Raw genomic sequence first — 24,177 nt, forward strand, 5'->3', positions numbered from 1 at the left:
CGGGGGCCGGCGCCACGAGGCGACGGACGGACCGTCGCCGACGGGCGCGACGGGACCACGGCGGGATCGAGGAGGAGTGGCGACCTATCTGCTCGGCCTGGGAGCCGCCGTGTGCTTCGGGGTGGCCGCCGTCATCCAGCAGCGGGTGGCCTTCCGTGCGCCACCCGGTGACGTTCTGCGGCTGCGGCTGCTGCTGTGGCTGGTCCGCCGGCCGCTGTGGGACTTCGGCGTCGCCATCGGCGCCCTGGGTAGCCTGCTGGCCGGGGCCGCGCTGACCCACGGCGCCGTCGCGCTCGTCGAACCCCTGCAGATCTGCCAGCTCCTGTTCGCCCTGCCGCTCGCCGCGTTGCTCGCGCGCCGCGTGGTGCCGCGGCGGGACTGGTTGGCCGCCGCCGCGACCGCCGTCGGGCTCGCCCTGTTCGTGTTCGCCGGCAACCCGGACGCGGGCGATTCCGAGACCGCGACCTCCGGCGGCTGGGTCCTGACGGGAGTCCTCGTCGGGCTGATTGTGTTCGGCGCGGTCTGGGGGACGCGGGGGCTCGCGGCCGTGCGGCGCGCGCCGCTGCTGGCCGGCGCCGCGGGCCTGCTCTCCGCGCTGCAGGCTGCGCTCGTCAGTGCCGCCGGCCACCTGCTGACCGCCGACGGCGTCAACGCCCTGGCCCGGTCCTGGCTGCCCTGGGCGGTCGCGGCCGTGGCAGTGATCAGTGCGTTGCTCGCGCAGAGCGCCTACGAGATGGCCCCGCTGCCCGCGTCGCTGCCGGCGTCGGTCAGCGTCGAGCCGCTCGCCGGCGTCGCCATCGGTGTGGGGCTGCTCGGGGGCGGGCTGCGGCTGACCCCGCTTGCGATCGCCGGCGAGCTGCTCGGCCTGATCGTGATGACGGTCGGCGTCCGGGCGCTGGCGCGCTCGCCGTTGATCACCGGTCAGCTCTCGCGGCTCGCGGCGCGGCAGGCGCAGGGCCGGTTGTCCCGGCTGGAGGAGCAGGTGCACCACGACCTGGAGCGGCTGCGCCACGATCTGCGGCGCAGCCGGCAGGCTGGAACGAGCGGCCCGGCGGTACGACGCCTGCGCCGGCGACTACAGCGCGACCTGGACCGCATCGGCGAGGAGCTCGCGAGCCTCGCCGACGAACGGGACCGCTTCGAGGAACAGCTACGGCCGCGACGGCCGGCGCGGGCGGTCGCCGCGGTCCGGGCCGTGAGCCCCGAGTCCCACCGGCGGCGCCCGATGCCGCGCGCCGCCGGTGCCGCCGATGCCACCGATGCCGCCGGTGCCGCCGATCTGGCCGGCGCCGGCGTTGCCTGGGCCGGCGCCGGCGCCGTCCTGACGGATCTCGACGGCCGGACCGTGAGCGCCGATGCCCACTCGCCGATGCCGGGTGCCGCGGTTCCGACGGGCTGGGCGGACGCCGACGGGCCGGCCCGCGGCAGCGGACTTCCGACCGAAGCGACCGCGGCCGCCGCCGGGCCGGGCGCGCTCCCGTCCGGTTCGAGCGTGCCCGTTTCCGTGCCCGTTTCCGTGCCTATGCCCGTGCCGGGGCGGCCGCGGGACGCGCTCGGCGGCGATGCGGTGCCGCCGGAGGGCCTGATCGCGGCGCGGCGCGAGCTCGACGCGAGGGCTGAGGAACTGCGGCGGCAGGCCGACCGGCTGCGTCGCGCCACCCGCCGGATCCTCGCCGCCGACGCCGGTGGCCTGAGCCCCGGCCGGTCGCGTCATCGTCTGCAGGGAGCGCGTCGCTAGAGGGTGCTGGTGGCACGGTGGTGCAGGTGCACCACGCCGCTGGCGAACCGGCGCTCCCCGAGCAGCTCCAGCCGGACCCGGACGCCGTCCGGCAGCGCGCGCACGCCCCCGCCGACCACAACCGGCGTGAGGAACAGGTGAAAGTCGTCGACCAGGCCGGCCCGGATGGCGTGGCCGGCGAGGGTGGGCCCGCCGATGGAGACGTCGCCGTCGGCCGACGCGACCAGCCGGCGGACCACGTCCGGGTCGAACCGCCGCTCGATCCGGGTCCGCGACGTGGACGCGCCGTCGAGAGTCGTCGAGTACACCACCTTGTCGGCCGCCTGCCAGATCCGCGCGTAGTCCAGCATGACGGGACGCCGATCGCCGTCGGTGGGGCGGGTGTCGGTAGGGCGGGTGTCGGTGGGCATCGCCTCCCAGGCCGCCATCACCTCGTACAGGCGGCGCCCGTACAGGTAGGTGCCGATCGTCCGCTCCAGATCGTTGACGAAGGCGTGCACCTCCTCGTCGGGTACCGCCCAGTCGAAGCGTCCGTCGGCGTCGACCACGTAGCCGTCGAGCGACGTGATCACCGAGTAGATCAACCTGCCCATCATGCGCTCCCTCGGTTCACCCGGCCGTCGGCAGCGGGTGCAGGACGACGTCGTCGGGGCGACCGCGGGCGACCACCGCGGTCAGGTATGTGGCCGCGGGCTGGCGGCGACGGTCGGTGGGGGAGCCGGGATTGAGCAGGCGCAGCGTGCTCGGCGCCGCCGAGGGCGTCCGCGCTGCCGGGCCGGCCGCGCTCGCCGGCCCGGCAGCGCGCGCGACCGTCGAGTCCCACGGCACGTGCGAATGACCGAAGACCAGCACGTCGGCCTCGGGGTAGGCGGCGGCCATCCGACGTTCCCGTCCCCGGGCCGGGCCGGTCTCGTGGACGACCACGAAGCGCAGGCCGCCGAGCGTGGCCCGGGCGACCTCCGGCAGGACCGCGCGGACGTCCGGGCCGTCGTTGTTGCCGTAGCAGCCGATCAGCCGTCCCGCCCGCGCCGCGAGCTCGTCGACGGCGTCCCGGCTGATCCAGTCGCCGGCGTGCAGCACCACGTCCGCCTCCGCGATCGCGGTCCAGATCTCGGCGGGCAGTGCGCGTGCCCGCGCCGGAAGATGCGTGTCGGACAGCATGACCAGCCGCATCCGGCCAGTATCCGATGCGGCGTCGGAGCCGGCCGGGTGACCCCGCGGGCGGGCGACCGGCTGGAGACCGGGTGACCGGATGGGGCGTGCGGCCGTGACCGGCGGGACCGGCCCGTCGCGGCGTCGGAGCCTGGGCCGAGCTCGGGCGGCGACCATGATTGCGCTGTTCGTCCTGGCCCTGGTGTTCGCGAGCTGGGCGCCGCGGGTGCCACAGATCAAGACCGACCTGCGCCTCGGTGACGGGCGGCTCGGGTTGGCCCTGCTCGGCGCGCCGGTCGGTGCCGTCCTGACACTGTGGCTTGTCGGCCTCGCGGTGTCCCGTTTCGGCAGCGTCCGGGTGGTGCGTGCGGCCCTGCCCAGCTACTGCGCCGTCGGGGCGTTGTTCCCGCTGGTGGCCGGACAGTGGTCGCTGTTCGCCCTGCTCTTCCTGTGGGGTGCCACCAGCAGCGGCCTCGACATCGCCGCGAACGCCCAGGCCATCGGGGTCGAGCGCGGCTACGGTCGGCCGATCATGGCCACGGCGCACGCGGCCTGGACGGCCGGCGCGCTGAGCGGCGCCGGAATCGGTACCGTCGCCGCGGCGCTGGCGGTGCCCGTCGGCGCCCAGTTCGCCGTGCTCGGCGGGATCGGCCTGGCCGTTGCCCTGCCGGCCACCTGGTGGATGCTGCCGGACCCGGCGGGGCCGATGGCCGAAGCGTCCGGCGAGCGGTCGGGGGCGCAACCCGCGGCCGGGTGGTCGGCGCCGGCCGCGGTGGCCGAGCAGTCGCGCGCGCGGGGCCGTCGCCGGTGGTCGGCGCGGTTCGCCGCGCTGTGCGCCGTCTCGTTCGGGAGCTTCCTGTGCGAGGGGGTGGCCGCGGACTGGAGCGCCGTCTACCTCGCCGAGGTGACGGGGGCGGCCGCCGGGGTCGCCGGTGCGGGTTTCGTGGCGTTCACGGTGTGCATGTTCGCCGTACGCCTGGTCGGCGATCGCGCGATGGCGCAGTACGGGCCGCCGCGGACGGTGCGAGGCTGCACGGCGGTCGCGGGCGTGGGGTTCGCGGGCGCGCTCGCGGTCGGCACCCTGTCGTTCGGTTCCGCCGCCGGTGTGATCGGGTTCGGCGCCCTGGGCGTCGGCACCGCCTGCGTGGCGCCGGCTGTGTTCTCCACCGCCGGCCGGCTCGGCGAGTCGGCGGGAACCTCGATCGCCGTGGTGAGCACGGTCGGCTACACCGGCTGGCTGGCCGGACCGCCCGTCGTGGGCGGGCTCGCCGAGCTCGTCGGCCTCCACCGTGCCCTGACGATCGTGCTCCTCCTGCTCGCGACGATCGCCGCCTTCGCGCCCGCGCTGCGCTCTCCCCGTGCCGACCCCGCGGCGGACGAGCGAGTCTCCGGCCCGCCAGCGACCGACACCGGCGGGCCGGAGACCGACGTTGGCAGGCCGGGAACCGACGTCGGCAGGCCGGGAACCCCGTGATCCGCCTGCGCCTTACTTCCGCGCGCGCCTGAACCCGGGCAGCAACGTCTGGACCAGCGCATCCGTCTCGGCCTCGGCCCGGCCCCCCCGGCGTCCCCCACCGGCGCCGATGGTCCGGTACATCTCCGTGGTCACCGCCTCCAACGTGCGGCGATCGCCTCGGGCCGACACGGTACGCAGCAGGTCGCGCCACAGCACCTCGGATGCCGGCACCGCCCGTAGGCCGGTGCGGCAGGCGGCCATGGCCGTCATCGTGTCGCCGAAGCCCAGCGTGAGCTCGGCGAGGCGGTGGGCCACGTCGACGACGCCGGCCCGGGTGCTGCGCGCGATGGGGCCGGTGGTCGCCCACCGGTACCGGCCGGCGGGCAGGTTCGTCCACAGCGGCCCGCTGACCATCCGCAGGGCCGTCGTCAGGTCCGCCTCGGTGTCGCCCCCGGGCATGCCGGCCCGATGGGTGTAGGCGACGAACAGCTCCCAGTCACAGCGCACGTCCGGGCTCAGCCGCCACCGACCCTGCGGATCGACGGACAGCCGGGGCCGCCCCTCGGCGTCGGCTCCCAGCCAGCGACGGACCTCCCCCAGCGCCGCGTCCACGGCGATGTCGTCGGCCTCGGCGTCGGTGGGCCAGATCTCCTCGGCGAGCAGCCGGCGGTGCGCGCCCTCACGGTGCAGGGCAAGGTATACGGCAATGTCGGTGAGGAGATCGAGGTCGTCCGTCGGTTGCCGGCCGGGTCCCTCGACGGTGGGCACCCCCAGGACGCGGACCTGGGCCTCCCCCGTGGCCATCGGCTCGTCGGGCCGCGGCTCACGCACGGGCGGGAGTCCCATGGCAGGTGGCGGTTCTGGCGCTACGGTCGGTGGCGCCGCGGTCGGTGGCGCTGGTGACGGTGGCGCTGGTGACGGTGGGGCCGTCCCGGGCGACGGCGGGACCAGGCCGGCTGGCCACATGCGGCCGCGCGGAATGGTCGTTTCCCCGTCGGAATAGGCGGCCGGCGCCTGCGGGCGCGAGGTCTGCGCGGGTGGCGGTCCGGGGGGTTCGGGCGCTGTCGATGATGGTTCCCGGGGCGGCGAGGCGGCGGGATACCGCCCGCTCGGCACCTCGTTGGGCGGCGGAATCGGCGGGCGTGGCGGGGGCGCCGGGTGCGGTGGAGGCGCTGGGCGTGGCGGGGTCGGTACCCGCTCAGGAGGTACCGCGAACCGCGCGGACCCGGGCGGCAGGCCTGGCATCGCGGCGGCCGGCGCTGGCGCCGCGGGCTGCGGCGCCGTGGTGGGCGGCGCCGTGGTGGGCGGCGTTGTCGCGGCCGGCGTTGTTGCGGCCAGCGGTGGTGGGGGCGGCGCTGCGGCCGGAGCGGCGTGCGCCGGGGCCTGGGGCTGGGATTGGGCCGCACGGTTGGCCCGCATCCGTGGGGTCTCGAAGTAGAGCACGGGCGGCACGCGGGGAAGGTCGGTCGGCCGGATCAGCGGACTGCTCGGATGGGACAGCAGCGTGGAGTCGGTGTCGTCCGGGCCGGCATCGCCGGGTGCTGCCAGGTACGGCGTGGGCGCCGGGGCGGATGCCGGTGCCCTCCCGGGCGCCGGCTCGGCGCCGGAGGCTGCGGAGTCCGATGGTGCCGTCGGTCCGGACGCCCCCGGACCGCTCGGGGAGGTGAGGGGAACGGGCGGCGGTCCGAGCGGCGCCCGGCGACCGTTCGCCGGCGGCCGGGTGCGATCCTCGTCCGTCGCCGACGGCGGAGCGGAAGCCTGCGGGCCGGTCGGGGGTGGGATCGCTGCGAGCTGCGGCGTCCACGGCAGGACGCCGGGAACCGAGTCGGCTCGGGCCGGCGGTCGGGTGATCTCGTCGTCCGGCGTGAGGTGTCCCGGCGCGAGCTCCGCCTCGCCGGGCTCCGCCTGCGCCGCCCCGACGGCGTGTGCAGGATCGGTCGTCGCCCGTGGCGGTAGGGGCGGCGGCGACGGCGGGGCCGCGATGGACGAGGCAGGCGCAGGCGTGGCCGGCGGCGGCGGGTCGTCATCGGCCGGTCTGGCGGGAGTCGGAACGGCCGTCGCGTCGGCCGCGCGGAACAGGGCCGCGATCGCCCGGTACTCCGGCCCGGTGATGGACTGTGCCCACACCTCGACACCCAGCACGCCCAGCGACATCCGGCGATCCGGTCCGACCGTGAACCGCCACCGGGCGGCCGGGGAGTCGCCCACGGTGAGGACGCCGACCGCATGTCGGCGTCCCTGCGCCATTCTCATCAGCCGAGCGGTGTCGGCCTCGGCCGGCGGCGCCGCGAGGACGAGCAGGTCCGGGGCTAGTGCCCCGGGGTTGCCGGCGATCCGCTGACCCGCTTCGAGTGGAAAGTCGTCCCCGTCGGCTCCGACTTCGTAGACCGCATCCTCGTCGTCGGGACCGGACAGCTCGTCGAGAGCTTCCGCGACGCTGACCGCGGTCCACAGCCGTTCCGGAGCGATCGTCAGCAGCTCGTCGAGGTCGTCGTCGGCGGGAAAACCGATCAGGCAGACGCGCAGGTCGTCCGACCAGACGTTGGTGGCCAGCTCGAGCGCGACGGCGATCACCACCTGCGTCGCGATGGTGCGGTCGCCGAGGAGGCTGATCACACCGGGCGCGCCCTCGAGGTCGACGAGAATGCGCGAGCCGGCGTCGTCGTGGCCGAAACTGACCAGCGCCGGGAACGGCGCGGGTACCCCGGGGGCCGGCTGGGCGAAGGAGCCGCCGCTCGCCTCCGCCAGGAGTCCCGGTGTGCGCTCGATCCACCAGGATCCGGGAACCTCACCGACCGCCCAGGGCGGCGGTGGCGGCTCCTCCTGCGCCGGCGCCATGTGCAGGATCAGCGCCTCCTCGGTGAGGATGGCCGCGTAGACCGCGGGAAGCAGACGCGCCTGATCCGTGAGCGAGGCGGACAGCACCCGCAGTGACCGGTCGATGAAGCGGGCCGCCTCGGTGTCCGCGGCGAGCAGCAGCGCTCGTTCCGTGGCGTCCTGGGGTGGCTGCGCCGGACCGCTCCGGCGCCCGGCCAGCGCCACCATCACCCCGGCCGCGAGCAGGCTGGCGGCCGCGACTCCCAGGAAGTCCTGTGGCGGCGCGAGGGAGGCGGCCAGCACCTGACCCGCCGCCTGTTCCGGTTCATCCGGCACCGCCGGCAGGCGCGATGCCTCGTACCGGTCGTCTTCTGCGTACTGGTCATCGGCTGCGTACTGGTCATCGGCTGTGGACCGGTCATCGGCTGTGGACCGGTCATCGGCTGTGCCGGGCCCGGCGTCGAAAACGGCGTCGTCGGCGTCCGCGGCGTCGCCGAAGCTGTCGTGATCGAAAAGGTCGTCCAGGTCATCGTCGCCGTCGGCGCCCGCCGAGGTCTGCGGCCAACCGGGGGTGCCTTCGGGCATCCGCAGGACGCGCAGCCCGTCGCCCTGGGCGTCGGCGGGCAGTAGCAGGACCCACCCGGCGTGGATGAGGGACGGCTTTGACAACGTTCGGCCGTCCGGTTGGGTGCGGCCCTCGTTCAGATCGAAGATCTCGCGGTACCGCAGCCCATCGCCGAGAAAGCGCTCGGCGATGCCCCAGAGAGTGTCGTGATGACGCCCCTCCGCCGGGCGCACCTCGTACAGCTTCACCACGCGCTCGCCGAGGACCAGGCGGCTGTGCTGGTCCGCGGCCGGACTGATCAGCTCCGGGCGGTCGGCATGCCAGGGCGGCGACAGCTCGTCCTGGCCGGCGACAGGCTCCTGCGCCGGGGGAACCGACCCCGCGAACTCCGCCGTCCGCACCCCGTCCGAGCCGCCGCCGCTGTCCGGGGTGACGCTGTCCAGGCCGACTCCACCCAGGCCGACTCCACCCAGGCCGTCGACGCCGGCATACCGGTCGCCGGGATAGGGAGCGTGCTCATATCCACCGTCGCCCAGGGGCTCGTCAGGAGCCGAGATGCCATCACGCGGCGAGGCTCGATCGGAGGCCCAGGCGGGGCGCGCGCCTGACGGGACGGGCAGAGCGGCCCATCCACGGGGGGCCTGGGCCGGTGGACCCGCGCCGTCGGGCGTGCCCGCGCCGTCGGGTGTATCCGTACGGTTGGGCGTATCCGTGTGGTCGGGGGCGCCGAGGCCGTCTCTGCCGTTCGTGGCGCCGCCCCGCGGGTCGGCGCCGTCCGCGACCCGGGGAGGCGCCAGCTCTGGGCGCGGATCTGGCGCAGGAATCCCTCGCGGCATCTCGGCCGGCCCCGGGCGCTGTCCGCGGGCCGCCTCCTGGCCATAGGTCACCGGAACAACGAAGGCTGTGGTGCCCGAGAGCAGCAACGCGGTGACGACGAGGCGGCGGGCGAGCATCTGCGGGGCGCCGCCGAAGGGAATGCGCGGAGCCAGACCGCTGCCGCGAACCTCCGCGCGCCACTCCGCGACGAGGCAGGCGATGAAGTGCGCCCACGCCGCCCAGAACAGCAGGGAAAGGACCGCCCGGACGACCCCGCCCGCCCCGCCACCGCTCCGGATCGGCGGACCGAGCACCAGCGCGAGAATCACGGGGATGCCGAGGACAGCCACGGCAATCGCCGCGAGCGCGCCCGCTGCCTGCAGCCGCTCTCGCGCGCGATCCTCCGGCGGGACCGTCGGCACTGCCTGCCGGGTCGGCACGGCCTCGCCGCCGGTGGCGCGCCCGCCGCCCGCCGCCCGGCCGCCCGCAGCCCTGGTGACCGGGCCGCGCCGCCGCTTCGCAGCCGGCCGCGGTGTGCCTGGCCGCGGTGCGGATTCCGGCGCGGCCGGCGGAGTCCCCGTGGGGTCAGGCGGATGCGAGGGCGATGGTGCCGAGGGCAACGGTGTGGTCGACATGGTTCGTCCCCGATCAGGCGCAGGGTCGGGCGCACGTGCGTGCCGGGCGAGGGGCGGCGTCGGTCCGCGGGGCACGTCGCGTGGCGCTCATGCTAGGTCGACTGGCGCGGCGACCCGGGGCGAAGTGAGAGTTTTCTGGCCTTCTTGTGACGATTAACCAGATCGCGATCCTGGGTGCCCGGATCGATGGACGCACAGGCCCTCCGGAGCGACGGACGGGAAACGCGGCGCGGCCGTCTCGACTACCAGGCGACGTCCGGGGCTCCCCACGCGGGCGGCGCGCAGTGGGCATCCGGCCTCCTCACGCTGCTGCGCCGAGACGGCGACAGCGGGACGAACCCGGTGTAACCGTACCAGTGCGATCGCGGAGCGGGAACGTAGGGATGACAGATCCGGGATCTCTCACGCACGATGAGCATTCGGTACCCGATCCAACGCTAAATGTCCGGATTCAACCTTGCGCTGAGCAATCTCCGCATCCTGCGGCTGCGGTATTGATCGGCGCGTGTCGAGTACAGGGATGTGGCTTGAGTGGATACGCGGCGGCGAGCCGGCGAGCTCCGGATCGTTTCGCCATCACGATGCCGGAGAGCTGGTTCACGTTGGATCTGAGGTCCGGCACGGCCATGCGTTCGATCGATCCTCTCGTTCACGCCCGTAGTCGCGGCACGCCGATGCTGGCCGGCCGCCGGGCGGTCATGTCCGCAGTGCTGCGCGACGCGGCACGGAGCGCGACGGCAAGCGGCGCGGTCTACTGCGGCGTGATGGTGGAGGCCATCGACGACGCCGGCCTGTCGGCCACTGTGTCGGTCTCCTCTTTCCGTCATGACGCGGGGCCGGGGGAGTCGGTCCCCACGGTGAGTGCGCTCGTGTTGGGGTTACAGGAGGAGCCCCTGCCGTCCTTGTCGGGCACTTGGCGCAAGGTGCAGATCGTGGATCTTCCTGCCGTCGGCCTGGCCGCCCGCGTGCTCGGCGTGCTGGCCTCCGGCGGTGGATTGGACATCGAGCCGACCCTGGTCGCGAGCATGCGCACGCTGATCCCCGTGCCGGGTGCGCCACGCGTGGCCCAGGTTGAATGCCGGAGCCCGAACATCGCGGTGACCAACGCGCTGCACCGCCTGTTCGACGCCGTGACCGCGACGTTCCGCTTCGTTCCCGACGGCCCCGACTTCCGGGCACCCGTCTGACTGGCTGGCGACGACACAGATCGGCGGAGGCGTGGCCAGATTCCGGTGCCTCCAGGGCCGCCGTCCGTGGCGCGGGAGCGCCGGTCCGGGAGGGAACGGTCCAGAAGGATGCAAAGCGTGACCGTCAGCTTATGGTGCGAGTCCCTGAACTGGCGAGGTCCCTGAACCGGCCGGCCTGGCATCGGTCATCCGGCGCTCTGGATCTCGTTCTGGATCTCGGCAAGCCGGGTGCGTAGCTGGTCGAGTCGGGCGTGCAGCTCGGTGAGCGTGCGTTCGTAGCCGGGCCAGACGGTCGTCCGGAACTCGGTCGCGCCGCGCCCGTCCCAGCTCTCCGGGTCGGTGAGGGTTCTCGCGGTGGACCGCAGTTCGTCGAAGTGGGTGAGCAGCGGTCCGTTCACGATCGAGGCGAGGTCCGAGATCGCGGCCAGGGCCTGCGGGGTGCTGCGAACGGTGACGTCGGACGACGGGGTCACGGTGTCCTCCAGGGGGATTTCGGTCGACAGGCGAACGGCGGCCGAGGGTGACGCGGGTCCGGGAACGGTGATCAGCTTCCCGCTGCGGCGGTCCGCCTGTTGATCTCGGTGATGCCGCGGGCCAGCTCGGTGAGGTTGGCGTGCAGGTCCGTGAGCGCGTGCTGCACCTCCGGCCAGATCTGCGCGCGGAAGACCTGGGCCTTCGGGCCCTCCCAGTTGCGCGGGTCAGCGAGGGTGTTGCCGTGGTCGATGAGGTTCACCGCCGTCGTCTGCAGGCCGGGCAGTAGCTGACTCATCCGGGCGGCGGCCTGCAGGGCCGCCGGCGTCGTGACAGTTCTCATGCGATTCCCTTTCTCATGCGATTCCCTTAGCGCTGTGTCGCGGCTGGAGCGGATGTCGAGGGTGGGGCTGGTGTCGGGGGTGGAGCAGGACGGGAACGGTGGCTGGTGGGCAGGCGACCTGGACGGGCAGCGGGATTCCACGCCGGATGAGCACTCCCCGACCCGCCGGCACGGGGCCGGGGCTCGTCCGGGGGAGCCGGACGCCGAGGAGCTCTCCGTCGCCCGGCCGTCTCGGGGCGAGGAGCAGCCCGTGCCCCTCACGACGGACGTCGACGACGACGCCGCGGTACTGCAGCACCAGCTCCTCCGTCGAGCCGGCGATGACGAGCGCGCCCCCGGTGCCGCGCGCCTGCTGCCAGAAGCTCGCCAGCTCGGTGGCCGCGTGCTCGCCGATCAGCTCGGCGTCGTCGACGAGGACGACCGGCGGCCGTCTCCCCGGCGTGACGGCCCAGGGCGCGGTCACGCCGCCGAGGTGGGCAGTCCCGGGAGGTAGGACCGGCCGGCCCGGGCCGCTCACGCTGCCGGCTTCGGCAAGGTGGCCCAGAACGGAATCCACCACGGCCAGAACACCCGGATGGCCCGCAAGCGCGCGTAGCGCTGAGGGACGCGGTGTCACCGCGACGACGTAGGCACCACCGGCCAGCAGTGACAGTGCGATGGTGAGCAGTGCCGAGCTGCGTCCCGAGCGCGGCGGCCCGCCCACGACGAAGCCGGGCTCCTCGTCAAGGTCAAGGTCGACGATGTCCAGTTCGTCCCCGCCGAGTCCGAGAGCGGCCCGCAGCCGGGGCGCGGGTGAGCGGCGGGGGGCGGTGGCGGGCCGGCGAGCCTGGGCGGTCGCCATCCGGGCGCTGGTGACGCACTCCGGGAGCGCTTCGACGCGGAAGGGGCGGTTGCCGCCCCGATCCGGTCCGATCGCGTCGGCGCCGGTCCGCAACCGTGCACCTACGGCTCGTAATGCCGCCACCTGCGCCCGGCCGGCCGCTTCCGCGGCGAGCACGGCGACCTGGATCTCGACGGGAGTCGGAAATCGGCCTCCGACCGCGACTCCCCGCCCGGGAGACAGCCGCTCGGGCATGTCCGCGACGGAGATGCCGGCCAGCGCGTAGTCGCCGGGATCGGCCAGCCGCAGGATCAGCCGCTCGTCGATGAGGGAGGCCAGCCGGCCGGTCAGCCCGCGCCGGTCCGTGGAGAGGATCACCCGCAGCCCGGCCGCCGGGCCCTCCCGCAGCAGCCGGAGGAGGCACTCGACGAGGTCCCCACCGTCGGCGTCCTCGGACGCGGCGAGCAGAGCCTCGAAGCCGTCGACGAGGAGCACGAGGTAGGGCGGGCGGACCGCGGCACTGCCTTCGGCCAGGGTGACACTGCGCCGTGCCTCCCGCAGATCCGCCACCCCGTCCGCGGCGAGTCGCCGGCGGCGTTGCTCGACGGCGACGGTCAGCCGGGCGAGCATCCGTCCGACCCGCTCGGGATCATCCCGCCCGACGAGTGCGCCGGTGTGCGGCAGGCTGGTCAGGGCGGCCAGCGCGCCGCCGCCGTAGTCCAGCCCGTAGATGTGGACGTCGTGCGGGGACATCGCGCCGGCGATCGCGCCCGCGGCGGTCCGCAGGACCGTGGAACGACCCGACCGTGGCGCGCCGACGACCATCAGGTGGCCGCCGTCCTCCAGGTCCAACGCAAAGGGCTGTTGCAACTGGCGGTCACAGCGGTCGGACAGGCCGATGGCGACCGGGGTGAGCGCCGTGTCGGGAAGGTGGGGCCCGCCCCGGCGGGGCCCGGGACGGCGCCCCGGCGGACCCACCGGGTGCGTGTCCAGCTCGTCGGAGCCGGTGACGGCCGGTAGGGCGGAGAGGTCGATGCGCTCTGGCAACGGTGGAAGCCAGGGACTCGGCTGGGCGGGGATCCCCATGGCCGCGGCGGCCTCGCGGACCGCCCGCACCAGAACGGTCAGCTCGGTGTCGCCGGGTGCGATATCTCGCGACGCGGCGCCGGGATGTGGCCGGCCCGGTCCCGACTCCGGGGCGTCCGGCCAGGGCCACGCCAGCAGGCTCACGCGCGGCGCGACCTCGCCGATGTCGTCACCCTCCGCGTGGGCCGGGCCGCCCACCCAGGCGGTCTGCACGGTCGTGACCCGCTCGGGCCCGGTGCGCACCACTGCCCGGCCGGGGGTGGCGGCGACGATCGCGGCGGCGTCCGGACACCCGACGACGTCCTCACTTTCGGCCACATCGGTCACTCGCAGCGCGATGCGCAGGTTCGTGTTCGCCCGGATCTCGGGGGAGACGACGCCGCTCGGACGCTGGGTGGCCAGGAGCAGGTGAATACCGAGGGAGCGCCCGCGCTGGGCGAGGCTGACCAGGCCGGTCACGAAGTCGGGTAGCTCCCGGGCGAGGGTGGCGAACTCGTCGACGACGAGTACCAGCCGGGGCGGGACCGTCAGCTCGCCCGGACCTGTACTCGGCGCCGCACGACGCAGGGCATCGAGATCCTTGGCGCCGAACCGGGCGAGGAGCGCCTCCCGTCGGTGCAGCTCGGCGGACAAGGAGATCAGGGCCCGGCGTACCAGGTGCGGGTCGAGATCCGTGACGAGACCCACAGTGTGCGGCAGGGCGGCGCATTCGGCGAACGCGCTGCCCCCCTTGTAGTCGACGAGCACGAATACCAGCTCGTCCGGCCGGTAGGTCACGGCATGTGCAGCGATGATCGTCTGCAGCAGCTCCGACTTGCCCGATCCGGTCGTGCCCGCGATCAGCCCGTGTGGGCCGTCGCGAGGAAGATCGATAGTGAACGTCCCGCCGCCGGCGACTCCCACCGGGACGGGACGGCTTGTCTGCGGGGTCCCCGAACCCGGGGCGAATGACCATGCCCGCCGGATCGCCGATGCGGCCTGCCGGCCCCCGCCGGTGATGTCCGACAGCCTCACGGCCACGGGGAGATCGGCGTCGTCATCCGCCGCCAGGCGAAGCGGCGCGAGTGCCCGCGCCACCGACTCGTACCAGCGAGCCGCTCCGGACGGCGCGTCGCCGCCGTCCCCGGCCGGACCGACGAGGTCGGGGTGGACGTGTCTGATCACCCCCGCCTGATCCCGATGCACCGTGAGACAGCCGCCATCGGGTGCGACGACGGCCCGGCATTCGGCCGGGAGATCCCGGACGTCGGACTCCAGGCAGATCGCGTGGATGCCCACGGCCGGGCCTGCGCGCAGCACCGGGATCAGGCCGGGAACGGATCGCAGCGAGCGTGCACCGTCCAGTACGAGCAGGATGTCGGGGCCGGCGGGGCGGCGGTCGGACGGCAGACTCTGGCGGCGTTGCATCAGGGACCGGAGTTCGGCGACGCGGGCGACCCGGCCCGCCGCGTCCCCCGCGAACCATGCCGCCGCGTCGGCGGCAGCGGAACGGCAGTGCGGCAACCAGCGAAGCCAGCGCCACCTGGCGGCGCGGCCGGCATCGGCGGCCAGCACGCAGATCGCCAGCTCCTCGGGGCTGTGCAGAACGGCGGCCTGGGCGAGGAGCCAACAGCCGAGTTCCTGGGACCGGGCGCCCGCGACCCCGACGACGCCGTCCTCGCTCAGGGCGACCACGGCGGGCAGATCCGCGCGCATCGGGTCGGCCGGGTGGTCGGCGCGGGTGATCATGACCGCGCTCGGCTGGTTCGCGATTCCGACGCGCAGCCGCAGGTAGTCGGCGTCGCCTCGGCGGCGCCGCCAGAGCCCGGAGTCCCGCTGCCAGGCCGTGGCGAACAGGCTTGCCGGGTCGGGCTGGTCAGCGTGGCGCTCGGCACACTCCGTCTCGAGCGCCGCCTGCGCCGCGTGTTCCACCTCGTCACGCAGCCGTCGATGGCGCGCGGTGGCCTCGCGGAACTCGCGGCGGTCCCGCCGACGCCCGCTCGCCATGGACAGGGCCAGATTCAGCGGTCCGAGGACGGCGAACAGCAGGACGTAGACCGTCCGCAGCACCGCGGCCATGCCCAGGGCGGCGAGCAGGGGGAGGAGCGTGGCCAGCACGGGGACGGGCGTTCGGCGAGGCTCCTCGGGCGCCGCAGGCAGAGCGAAGGCGGCCGCCCGCTGGGGTGGGCGCAGCCGAGGCGGCCGGTTGACGTCGAGCCTTCCCGTAACGGCGGTGGNGGGNAGCGCCNGGGGGGCAACCGCCGCAGGACGCAGGAGCCGCAACGCCGTGCTGGGAGTGTGCACGGAGGCGAGGATCGAGCCGTCGCCCTTCACTCGGTCCCACCCGACGATCCTTGCGCCGGGGCCGGGAGTGACCGAACAGCTTCCATCGGCGGCGACCCGCACCGTCAGCACAGGTTCATCGGTGGTGGCAGGGCCGGCAAGCAGGATGGCGCTGCCGGGAGCCGAACCGATGGTGTGCTCGCCGACCGGCAGCGGATGGATGACGCCGGCGCCGGGACCAGCAGTGATCATCAGCTGGACCATGCCCGCGCCAGTGGCCCGCCGGGCCGGCGGCGCGTCGAGGATCACGACCGCGCCCTCGGTCAACGGCGAGCGGGCGAGCGGCAGACTCGGGTTGAGCGGGCGGCCACGGCCGGCGAGGGTCAGCGAGGGGCTGGCCCTCGCCGAGGCACGGCCCGGGTGGGGCGGCCGGACGACGGTCGCCAGCGCGTCGGCCACGACGCCGAGCGGAGTTTCGGCACCGGCGCGCAGAAGCACGTCGACGTTCTTTCCGGTGCGGAAATCGCGAATGGTGAATGCGAGCTGCATGGGCCGAAGATACGACCCGAAACGCCCCCCGTCGACATCGGACGACGCTGCGTATACGAATTTGGCCTTGTGGTCGTCAACCTATACTTTCGACGACCGGAAAGCCGAATTACTGACCGGAGCGGGATCGGCGGTCGTGGCCGGCCCGTAGCCTGGAGCGGGCGCGGGTCACTTCCGCTCCGGCTCGTGCGACCAGAACGTCCCCGTCCTCGGTCGGGGCGCCGGCGGCCCCCCGATTTCCCGGCTGGCGTCCCTGTTCGCGCTGCTCAGGATGGTTGTCGCCGGAGTGGGGCGGAGCTGCGCCCACCAGGGCGACCCCCACGCTTACCGACAGCCGGATTCGGTGGCCGTGCACGTCGAGCGGTTCGTCGAGGGCCGCCACCAGCCGCTCGGCGAGGTCGGCGACATCCGGCGCGGCCCCGGAGCCGGCGAGCACGACGAACTCGTCGCCATCCCATCGCCCGAGGACGTCGGCGGCGCCGAGTACGCTCGAAAAGCGGCGGGCGACGGCACGTAGGGCGGCATCACCGGTCGGATAACCGAAGGAGTTGTTGATTCGACGAAATGCGTCCAGATCCAGGAAAAGAACGGCGGTCCCGGCCCGTTCCGGGGAAGGAGGCGTCAGTGCGGATGAGGCCGCGCTTCCGGCCCGTGCTCTGGTGGCGTCCGACGCGCCGGATCCGCTGGGGGTGAGTCTGGCCGCGAGCAGGGCTCGCAGTGCTGTCCGGTTCGCCAGACCGGTGATCGGATCCGTTGTGGCCTGACGGCGGAGGTCCTCTTCGCGATGGCGCCGTTCGGTCACGTCCTCGACGACGACGATCAGCCCGTCGCCGCGGATGAGGGCGCTCAGACGGACGTCAAGCCAGCGGTGACCGCGCGGCGCTGGCTGCGGCAGCTCGATGCGGGCCCAGGTCCGCCGTCGGTCGATCAACTGCCGCGAGAGAAACGCCAGGGTCCGGACCGGCGTGACCGGATCGAACGCGGTGAGGTCGACCGGGCCGGCGGGCGAGGAGCGGGCCTGGTCCACAGAGGTGCCCGCCGCCCGCGCCGCAGCCTCGGCCGCGTGGTCGCAGGCCGCCAGCCAGCTCATGCCGGGCCGCACGGGGAGCAGGGCCACCCCGGTCGCGGCGCTGCGGCGCCATGCCTCGTTCAGGCGGGCCACCGTGCCGTCCGGGCCGAGTACCGCAACGGGCGAGGGGAGGGAGTCGAACACGGCCGCCGCGATGTCATCGGTGGGCACGGAGTTGGAATCCTTCCGGCTGCCGCACCGTGGTGTCGGTTGGGCGCGGGACGCGTCCTCGACCCGCACGGCGCGGGTGATGTGCCGTGGGACCGCCCCGGGCGGGTGTGTCTCCCGCGCCGAGCAGGGCTGCCGCGGCGGTGCCTTTCCGATCCTCGGGCGGCTACCGACGGGTGGATTCCGTTTTGTCGAACGGTGTGCAGTGAAAGGTGGTGGCGAGAGCAGTGGATGCGTGGGGGTAGTGAATTCCCTGGTGGGCTGGCGCCGCCCGTCGCTCGATGCAGGCTCGAGGGAAACTGGGTGCGGGCTCGGCGCGGCGGGATGGTGGCCGGCGTCGCAGCCACCATCCCGTCCTGCACCGGGCCGGTCAGATCCTGGTAAGCAGGTCCTGCATGCTGACGATCTCGGCCGCCTGAGCGCGTTGAATGTCCTCGGCAAGGTGTTTCGCCGGCGTATGGCGGCCGTCACGGATCTCGGCCTTCGCCATGGCGACGGCGCCCTGGTGATGCTCGATCATCATGGCGAGAAACATCTCGTCGAAGGCCGGTCCGGTCGCGTTCCTCAGGGCGGTCATGTCCGCGCTGGACATCATTCCTTCCATGGCGGCGTCCGGCGCCTCGGTCTGCATCCCGTGATCGCCCATGCCGTCATCGCCCATGCCAGTGCCGGCCGTGCCGTGGTCACCGGTGCCGTGGTCACTCGTGCCGTGGCCGGAGACGCCCGCGTCGGCCGGGGGAGCGGTGGGCTGCCCCCATTCGGTGAGCCAATCCGCCATGGTCGCGATCTCCGGTGCCTGCGCGGCCCGGATCTGCTGCGCGAGGGATCTGACCTGCGGGTTCTGTGTGTGGGACGGGGCCAGCTCGGCCATCTCGATGGCCTGCCGGTGATGGGGGATCATCTTCTGGGCGAAGGTGATGTCGGCCGCGTTGTGGCTGCCGGTCGCCGCTGTCGTCGTGGTCGTTGCCGTGCTGGTAGGTGCGCCGGTGCTGCTCCCGCTGCCGCAGGCGCCGACGGTGACCACGGCGAGAAGCGCCGGGATGAGCAGGATGAGTCGTCTCATGCTGAAGTTCCTCGTCGTCCAGATGCGTGCGGACTCCGGATGCGTGCGCAGCCGAATACCGGTCCGCCGGGCGGGAGTCGTCGAGAACCCACGTCGGCGGAACGGTCGGTCTACACGCGCAGCACGCAGAGGCGGGCGAGTGAGGGCGCGCGGGGGCGAGGTAGTCCCCCAGGTGGTGACCGCTCGGGGCGGAAGAGCGCCGGGCGCGAGTGGGCTCGTGCGCCGACGGCCGTCCGGACGGCGCGGGNGAGCAACAGGGCGACGAGCAGGATGCCTGTCACGCGAAGGAACGCCAGGCACAGCTCGCCGACGTGCCCACCGTGATGACCAGCGGTCGGGTCCGGCGTCAGGATCGCGGACGCGCCCTCGAGGCTGCCCGGGTGGCCGGGGGTGGACTGCTGGCGTGGTGCCCCGTCGTGCGGCGTCCCGTCGTGCGGCGCGCCCGGCCGGCTCCTGGCCGCGACCAGCAGCCCGTCAGAGCCGCAGAGTCCGCCCGGGTGGCCGTGACGGCCGTGATGGCCGGCATGCGCGGACAGGCCGCCGTGCATGAGCAGAATGCCGAGGAGCATGGGCACGAGGAGCACCAGATACGGCCCCCGAGCGGAGATCTGTCCGCGGGTCCCGACACTCACCGCGCCATGATGCCTGAGGGGGCGTGCGGCGACGGGATCCGACGCCACCTCCGATCCGCGCCCCCGTGATGGTCCGAGGGTCCGGCCTGGTCATCGGCACCGAGCGTGCCGGCCGGCCAAATGATCGACGTGGTGGGATGCGTCACGAGATCAGTCGCCACTCGCCGGTGCATAGGGGGACGGGACCCGAGGACGCCAGGTCCGCGGGCCCCGCCATCAGTCCGGCTACCGGCGCCGCGGCCGGCGGGCGGCCGCCTGGCCGGCGTGCGGCCATGGCCCGTCGGCCTGCGTGGCACCGCAGGCTGCCGTCAAGGGGATGAAGTTTCCGTCTCGGGATGCAGCCGCCGTCAACCGGATGACATCGTCAGGCCGCGACCCAGCGCCAGCCGTTGTCGTCCGCGCAGACGATTGCCCTGCCGTCACCCGCGACCCCCTGCACGCCATGGTCGACATTGCGGCAGATCTGGCCGGGCTTGTAGCAGTTTCCGCTGGCGGCCAGTGGGTGACAGGCGGGAGCAGCCGCGGCCGGCGGGGCAGCTGCGGCGGGTGGCGCTGCTGCCGGTTGATGGTTGGCCGGCGGCTGTGCGGCCGGTGCTTGTGCTGTTGGTGGTTGCGCGGCTGGTGGTTGCGCGGCTGGTGGCGCTGCCGCACGGGTCGCGGGCGGTGGGGCCGGGAGCTGGGTGGGGCCTGAGGCGGTGACCCTACGTGTGCTGGGCGCGGCGTGCTCCACCGAAGCCGCTGTCGCCCGAGGCGCCGGAATAGCCGTCGTCGAGGCCGGAATAGCCGTCGTCGAGGGAGGCATCGCCAACACCGGTGCCGCGGATGACGTCGGGACTGCCGACGGCGTCGCTGTCGGTGTGGCGATCGTCAGCGACGCCGGCCGCATCGACGCGGTCTGCTTCTTGGGCGGATCCGAGGTCGCACCGATGATGATGAACAAGGCGAGCAGGACGGTGACCGCCCCGCTGGTCTTGGGATGGCGCCGGCACCAAAGCCAGGCGCGCCGAAAAAAGACCACCGTTCCCCCCGAATGTGGCTCCCAGTCAAACCGGGGTGGGACGTTACGCTCTTCCCTGAAGGAAGTAGAAGAAAAGGCGCACCGGATCCCCTCGCGAGGGAAAATTTGGTGTGTCCATTGAGATGGGAGGCAGGCTGTTGTGCCGTGCGGCGCTCACTCTTCGTGCGGTGACTCCGTCCGGCCCCACGACGCCGGGCGTGTAATCCAGGTCGGCAACCGCGTCGATCTGTCCCGCGGGCGGCGTCTACCTGTTCCTGCGACAGCGCGCCCACGTGGGTGAGGTCGGTTCGACTGAGCCGGGTGTTGGTGAGGTCTGCCTCGTCGAGCCAGGCGCCGCTCAGATTCGCGTCGCGCAGCCGGGCGTCGGAAAGGTCCGCCCCGCTCAGTACGGCGCCGGTGAGGTCCGCCTTGCTGAGCATGGCACCGGCGAGGTGGGCGCCGGCAAGGCTGAGGTTGGCCAGGCTGGCGGGTCCGCTGAGCTCAGCGCCGTTGAGGTCGGAGCGTGGACGGAACAGGTGACCCGTGCAGGTCCAGGTTCCCACGATCGTGGTTGTGACGGCGAGCGGTCCGCGAATCCACATGCCCGGCGAAGTCCCGGGCGTCGTGCAGCCTGGCCGCGGCGGGCCGGCTGACGGATGCCGATGACGGATGCCGATGCAGCTGGCGCAGGTTGGCGCGGCATGAGTCCGGCCCGATCACCGTGGCCCGTGTCCATCCGACCAGGGTGGCGCTCCATCGATACTCGAGAGGTATCGCCGGTGTACCCGGACAGTGTTGGTCCATGGCCGGGGCAAGGGCACGATCGAGGCATGAACGAACTGACCTGGTCCGCGGACGCCTTGGAGCGGATCGACGCGGCCCGCGAACTGGAGATCGCGGTCAGGCGCGCCGACGGGGCCCTGCGACAGCCGCTGCCGATCTGGGTCGTCCGCGTCGGTGACCAGGTGTACGTGCGGACCTGGTACCGGCGCGACACCGGCTGGTTCGGTCACGCCCTCGCCTCACGCCGGGCCCGCATCCACGTCCCCGGCCTCGACGCCGACGTTACCGTCGAGGACGTCGGTGAAGGCACCGCCCAGCAGCGCGCGGACATCGACGCCGCCTACCGCACCAAGTACGGCGACGCGGGCGCCGAATCCATGGTCACGGACTCCGCCGCGATCACGACCCTGCGGCTCGGTCCCGCGTAGGAGGCCCGGCGAGCAGGAGCGACAGGCCGGCCCAGGATCGCCACCCAACGCCCGCTGCCGCCGAGAAGGGCACACGGCTCCTGGAAATTCTGGCCAGCCTGCCGGTCGGACCCGACGCGCCTGGGCTGCCTGCTGCTGACCGGGTCTACCCCCGGCTTCACCAGCCACCGTGGAGCCGCGTCGCGCGGCGAAGCGGCTCCTCATCGGAAGGAGTTCTCGACGAGGAGGTAAGGACAATCAAGAAGGCTGATCTGATCTGGTCAGCGGGCCAGCCTGAGAGGCTGGCCGCGCGGACGAGGGGCGGAGGCTCCGGGATTTGAACCCGGGCAGGAGCCGAGCGGGGACAGTCGGGGATAGCCGAAATCCCTTATGCCGCAGCGCCTTTCGGAACGCCGATGATCGCTGACAGTCGGCCGGAAACGGAAGTTTCGCCGCGCGGCGCGGGCACCACGCGGGCACCAGCGCCGTGAGCCGGGCAGGGTTCCGTGCCTGGTCCGTTCTTCTTGGCAGCGGCCGCCGCCCGCCGGTCTGACGCGCCGGCCGCCTGGTGCCGCAGCCGGCCCCGGGCTGTCTCTTTTTTTCGCCGGCTCGTATAGACGTCCCTCTCTTCCCGCCCGGTGCGTACCCCCGCCTACAACCGTCCTGACCTGCGGAAACGGGGGGTACGCGGGAGTGCGTACCCCCTGGGCGGTGAGCGGGCGGCCGGCACTGTCGTGGGGCGTCCGGTGTAGTGATCGGACCGGCGAGGATGGCACCCGTGGGGCTTGCCGGTGCTGGTGTAGCCCACAGTGGGCGGATGCCCGTCTCACCCGGCTCAGCCGGCTCACGGGCTGGCGAGGATGGTGCGGCGGGCCCCTGCTGGGGCATCCCCGAAAGACCCGGAACCCGCAGGTCGGACCGCCCTAAGCGTCGTTTACCCCGCTGCCCGCCGGCTTGGGTCGCAGGTCGGTCCGCTTGCCCTGGCCGGGCCTGCCGGTGAGCCACTGGTCGATGGTGGACTGCCGCCAGCGGGGCCGGTCGGGGACGGTGGTGTCGTCGGGTTCGGGGAGTAGGCCGCGGTGGCGGTAGTTCCGGACGGTCTGCGCCTTCATGGCCTGCCCGCGGCTGGTGGCGTGGTCGGCGATCTGGGCGTAGCCGAGTAGGGGGTCATCACTCATAGAACGTGAGTATGCCGCATCCCCAAGTTGTTGGACTGTTGGGCGGAAACGGAAGACTTAGGGTTACAGCAACCCTAAGTTAGGTGGTGTCGGAACACCGGACGCCAGGGGGCCAAGATGACCATCACCGCAGACACCGCCACCAGCATCACCACCGTCGCCCCGGTCCCCCCGACCGTCTCCGACCACACCATCTCCGTCGCCACCGCAGCCGCCGAACTGGCCGTCAAGGAAGACACCGTCCGCCGGTACGCCCGCGCAGGCCGCCTGGTCCCACTCGCCGGCGGCATCAGCGCCAACTCGGTCGCCACCTACGCTGCGGCCCGCACCGTGAACATCACCCGCACCCGCTTCAAGCCCGCCCACACCTACCAGCCGGCAACCCCGATCGAAGCGGCGTGCGTCGCCTACAACGCCGGCGTCGAGGCGCGGCGGGCAGCCGACCGGACACTCCGCCCGGCGCAGAAGACGCTGAAGGCTGTTGGCCCCGGCGAGTACGGCCCGTGGGCGGTTGAGATGGTGCCGTCCGGCCGGGAGACCGTGGACCTTGACGCGGTCACCCGCATCTTGACCGGCCTCGGCATGGACGTGCCGATGAAGGCGGTCGCGGACACGCTCCGGGTGACCTGGACCGGCTGACCTGCGGGCCGCTGTTGACCTTCGCGGCGCCGCGAAGGTCAACCCGTCAACAGTTCTGGTCAACATGACCATATGGCGGTGGCGGCAAAGCGAAGGGCCCGCGGACGTGATGTCCGCGGGCCCTTGCCCATCTGACGTCCGACCGGCAGCCGGCCGGGTGTCGCCTGCGGCGGGTCGGTTAGGACCAGCGGCCGACCTGGAACGGGACGGCGTCCGGGTACGTCCCGCAACGGTCGATCCAAATCTCGCCGTTGGCCTTGACGATGACCTCGTGCGGCTGGAGCCGGTCGGCCTGGTAGTCCTGGCAGACCTGGGCTGCGATCCGCTGCCTTCTCGCGGGATCGACGGCGTCCGCCTTGGCGGCGGGCTTCTTCGGTGCGGTGGGCGCCGGCGCCGGGTGCACAACCGTCGGGGACGCGGCCGCCTTCCTTCCCCTGCGGGCGGCGGGAGCCGTCGGTGCGGCGGTGGTCGCGGCCTTCTTCTTCCGCGTGGCGGGAGCCGGCGGGGCGGCGGCGGCGGGCTTCCTGCGCGCGGTGGGGGCGGCGGCGGTGGTCTTCTTTCCTTTCTTGGCTGGGGGTGCCGGCTGGTCGGGGCATCCGTCGGTTTCGGGCTGGTTCAGGGGGGCCGCCGCCTACTTGCGGCGGCGTACCAACTCGCTGTCGATGACCTCGATCGCCATCTCGTTGACAGCCACGGCGTCATCGCTGATCTTGCCTGCGTCAAGGGCGGCGGCGATCTCACCCTTGATGCGACTCAGACTCGCCGTCTTGTTCCGCTTCACGCTGTTCTCGAGCTGCTTCTTCGAGGGGAGGGCCATGGGCTTCGTCCTTTCAGGGGGTGGCCGGCGGGTAGCCGTCGGTGCAGACCGCACCGCGGCTGGTGACGGTCAGCGGGCCGCGGGTGCCGCATCGGTCGCAGCCCGGCATCAGCGGCACCCGGGCGGTGGGCTTCTTCCTCGCCGCGGTCGTCTTCTTCGACCGTGGCGCCCTAGTAGACCGTCGCCACTAATGTTTGGGGTATAGGTGGCGGAGTTTGGTGCGGGCGTCGGCGGTGGTGAAGTGCCAGTGGACTTGGCGCTGGTCGGTGTTGACGGCTGTCTGCCAGGCGGCGAGTTCGGTGTTGAGCACGTCGAGGTCGTCGATGCGGCGGTCGAGGCATTGGCGGGTCAGTGCGGCCAGTTCGATCTCGGCGATGTTGAGCCAGGAGCCGTGTTTGGGGGTGTGGTGGATCTCGAGGCGCCCGGCGAGAGCGAACGCGACGGCGGGGTCGAAGGCCTCGTAGAGCGAGGCGATGCCGTGGGTATTGAGGTTGTCCATGACCAGCACCACCCGCTCGGCGTGGGGG

19 protein-coding genes and 1 pseudogene are annotated in these 24,177 nt (G+C 73.2%); 7 read left to right on the forward strand and 13 right to left on the reverse strand.

The annotated features are described in order from the left end of the window. Positions 1 to 76: 76 nt before the first annotated feature. Positions 77 to 1,738, forward strand: a complete 1,662-nt coding sequence (locus FF36_RS35575) for a DMT family transporter (protein ID WP_157866987.1) — start codon at positions 77 to 79, stop codon at positions 1,736 to 1,738. On the opposite strand, the gene FF36_RS25090 is transcribed toward FF36_RS35575, so the two are convergent. Together FF36_RS25090 and FF36_RS25095 are read right to left on the reverse strand one after the other, a co-directional pair. Further along, positions 1,735 to 2,331: a dihydrofolate reductase family protein gene (locus FF36_RS25090; protein WP_044887633.1), complete on the reverse strand. Its 597-nt coding sequence runs from the start codon at positions 2,329 to 2,331 to the stop codon at positions 1,735 to 1,737. The genes FF36_RS35575 and FF36_RS25090 overlap by 4 nt on opposite strands. A 16-nt stretch (positions 2,332 to 2,347) precedes the next feature. Then, the gene (locus tag FF36_RS25095; protein ID WP_044887634.1) at positions 2,348 to 2,911 is read right to left on the reverse strand and encodes a metallophosphoesterase family protein; all 564 of its coding nucleotides are present in this window, start codon (positions 2,909 to 2,911) and stop codon (positions 2,348 to 2,350) included. A 154-nt stretch (positions 2,912 to 3,065) separates the two neighbouring features. On the opposite strand from FF36_RS25095, the gene FF36_RS25100 reads away from it, so the two are divergent. After that, positions 3,066 to 4,364 carry an MFS transporter gene (locus FF36_RS25100; RefSeq protein WP_242419570.1) on the forward strand — a complete coding sequence of 433 codons (1,299 nt, stop codon included), beginning with the start codon at positions 3,066 to 3,068 and terminating at the stop codon, positions 4,362 to 4,364. 12 nt (positions 4,365 to 4,376) lie between these two features. Here FF36_RS25100 and FF36_RS25105 read toward each other — a convergent pair whose 3' ends face one another. Next, entirely contained in the window at positions 4,377 to 8,984 is a 4,608-nt protein-coding gene (locus FF36_RS25105) for an AfsR/SARP family transcriptional regulator (protein WP_242422832.1), read from the reverse strand. Between the two features lie 821 nt (positions 8,985 to 9,805). Here FF36_RS25105 and FF36_RS25110 point away from each other — a divergent pair. Next, positions 9,806 to 10,366, forward strand: coding sequence for a hypothetical protein (locus FF36_RS25110; RefSeq protein WP_236705530.1), 561 nt, complete (start codon positions 9,806 to 9,808; stop codon positions 10,364 to 10,366). Positions 10,367 to 10,551: 185 nt separating this feature from the next. Here the strand turns inward: FF36_RS25110 and FF36_RS25115 are convergent, their stop codons facing one another. From FF36_RS25115 to FF36_RS25135, 5 genes are all read right to left on the reverse strand, one after another. Then, the gene (locus FF36_RS25115; protein WP_044887638.1) at positions 10,552 to 10,839 is read right to left on the reverse strand and encodes a hypothetical protein; all 288 of its coding nucleotides are present in this window, start codon (positions 10,837 to 10,839) and stop codon (positions 10,552 to 10,554) included. 71 nt (positions 10,840 to 10,910) lie between these two features. Continuing rightward, positions 10,911 to 11,180: a hypothetical protein gene (locus tag FF36_RS25120; RefSeq protein WP_044887639.1), complete on the reverse strand. Its 270-nt coding sequence runs from the start codon at positions 11,178 to 11,180 to the stop codon at positions 10,911 to 10,913. Between the two features lie 13 nt (positions 11,181 to 11,193). Beyond that, positions 11,194 to 15,183 (reverse strand): FtsK/SpoIIIE domain-containing protein, encoded by a 3,990-nt coding sequence (locus tag FF36_RS25125; RefSeq protein WP_242422835.1) that lies wholly within the window; start codon positions 15,181 to 15,183, stop codon positions 11,194 to 11,196. Between the two features lie 823 nt (positions 15,184 to 16,006). Beyond that, positions 16,007 to 17,137: a GGDEF domain-containing protein gene (locus tag FF36_RS25130; protein WP_044887641.1), complete on the reverse strand. Its 1,131-nt coding sequence runs from the start codon at positions 17,135 to 17,137 to the stop codon at positions 16,007 to 16,009. 367 nt (positions 17,138 to 17,504) lie between these two features. After that, entirely contained in the window at positions 17,505 to 18,158 is a 654-nt protein-coding gene (locus tag FF36_RS25135; RefSeq protein ID WP_242419565.1) for a DUF305 domain-containing protein, read from the reverse strand. A gap of 1,378 nt (positions 18,159 to 19,536) precedes the next feature. Here FF36_RS25135 and FF36_RS38975 point away from each other — a divergent pair. After that, a complete protein-coding gene (locus FF36_RS38975; RefSeq protein ID WP_242422836.1) occupies positions 19,537 to 19,968 on the forward strand; it encodes a hypothetical protein in 432 nt (143 codons plus the stop codon). Positions 19,969 to 20,161: 193 nt separating this feature from the next. Here FF36_RS38975 and FF36_RS41155 read toward each other — a convergent pair. Beyond that, a pseudogene (locus FF36_RS41155) lies at positions 20,162 to 20,428 on the reverse strand (pentapeptide repeat-containing protein); the annotation flags it as partial. 228 nt (positions 20,429 to 20,656) lie between these two features. Here FF36_RS41155 and FF36_RS25150 point away from each other — a divergent pair. Then, a complete protein-coding gene (locus FF36_RS25150; protein WP_044887644.1) occupies positions 20,657 to 21,037 on the forward strand; it encodes a DUF2255 family protein in 381 nt (126 codons plus the stop codon). 902 nt (positions 21,038 to 21,939) lie between these two features. On the opposite strand, the gene FF36_RS25155 is transcribed toward FF36_RS25150, so the two are convergent. Then, entirely contained in the window at positions 21,940 to 22,194 is a 255-nt protein-coding gene (locus tag FF36_RS25155; RefSeq protein ID WP_044887645.1) for a hypothetical protein, read from the reverse strand. 117 nt (positions 22,195 to 22,311) lie between these two features. Between FF36_RS25155 and FF36_RS31775 the strand changes: the two genes are divergently transcribed. Beyond that, positions 22,312 to 22,833 carry a hypothetical protein gene (locus FF36_RS31775; protein WP_052681413.1) on the forward strand — a complete coding sequence of 174 codons (522 nt, stop codon included), beginning with the start codon at positions 22,312 to 22,314 and terminating at the stop codon, positions 22,831 to 22,833. A 178-nt stretch (positions 22,834 to 23,011) separates the two neighbouring features. On the opposite strand, the gene FF36_RS25165 is transcribed toward FF36_RS31775, so the two are convergent. Beyond that, positions 23,012 to 23,236: a hypothetical protein gene (locus FF36_RS25165; RefSeq protein ID WP_044887646.1), complete on the reverse strand. Its 225-nt coding sequence runs from the start codon at positions 23,234 to 23,236 to the stop codon at positions 23,012 to 23,014. A 228-nt stretch (positions 23,237 to 23,464) separates the two neighbouring features. Beyond that, a complete protein-coding gene (locus tag FF36_RS35580; protein WP_044887647.1) occupies positions 23,465 to 23,650 on the reverse strand; it encodes a hypothetical protein in 186 nt (61 codons plus the stop codon). Positions 23,651 to 23,691: 41 nt separating this feature from the next. On the opposite strand from FF36_RS35580, the gene FF36_RS35585 reads away from it, so the two are divergent. Next, positions 23,692 to 23,841, forward strand: a complete 150-nt coding sequence (locus FF36_RS35585; protein ID WP_157866986.1) for a hypothetical protein — start codon at positions 23,692 to 23,694, stop codon at positions 23,839 to 23,841. On the opposite strand, the gene FF36_RS25175 is transcribed toward FF36_RS35585, so the two are convergent. Next, positions 23,838 to 24,177, reverse strand: a 340-nt coding sequence (locus FF36_RS25175) for a transposase (RefSeq protein WP_044887660.1), incomplete at its 5' end; no start/stop codon positions are given. The genes FF36_RS35585 and FF36_RS25175 overlap by 4 nt on opposite strands.

This window comes from Frankia torreyi (assembly GCF_000948395.1).
Lineage (GTDB): Bacteria > Actinomycetota > Actinomycetes > Frankiales > Frankiaceae > Frankia > Frankia torreyi.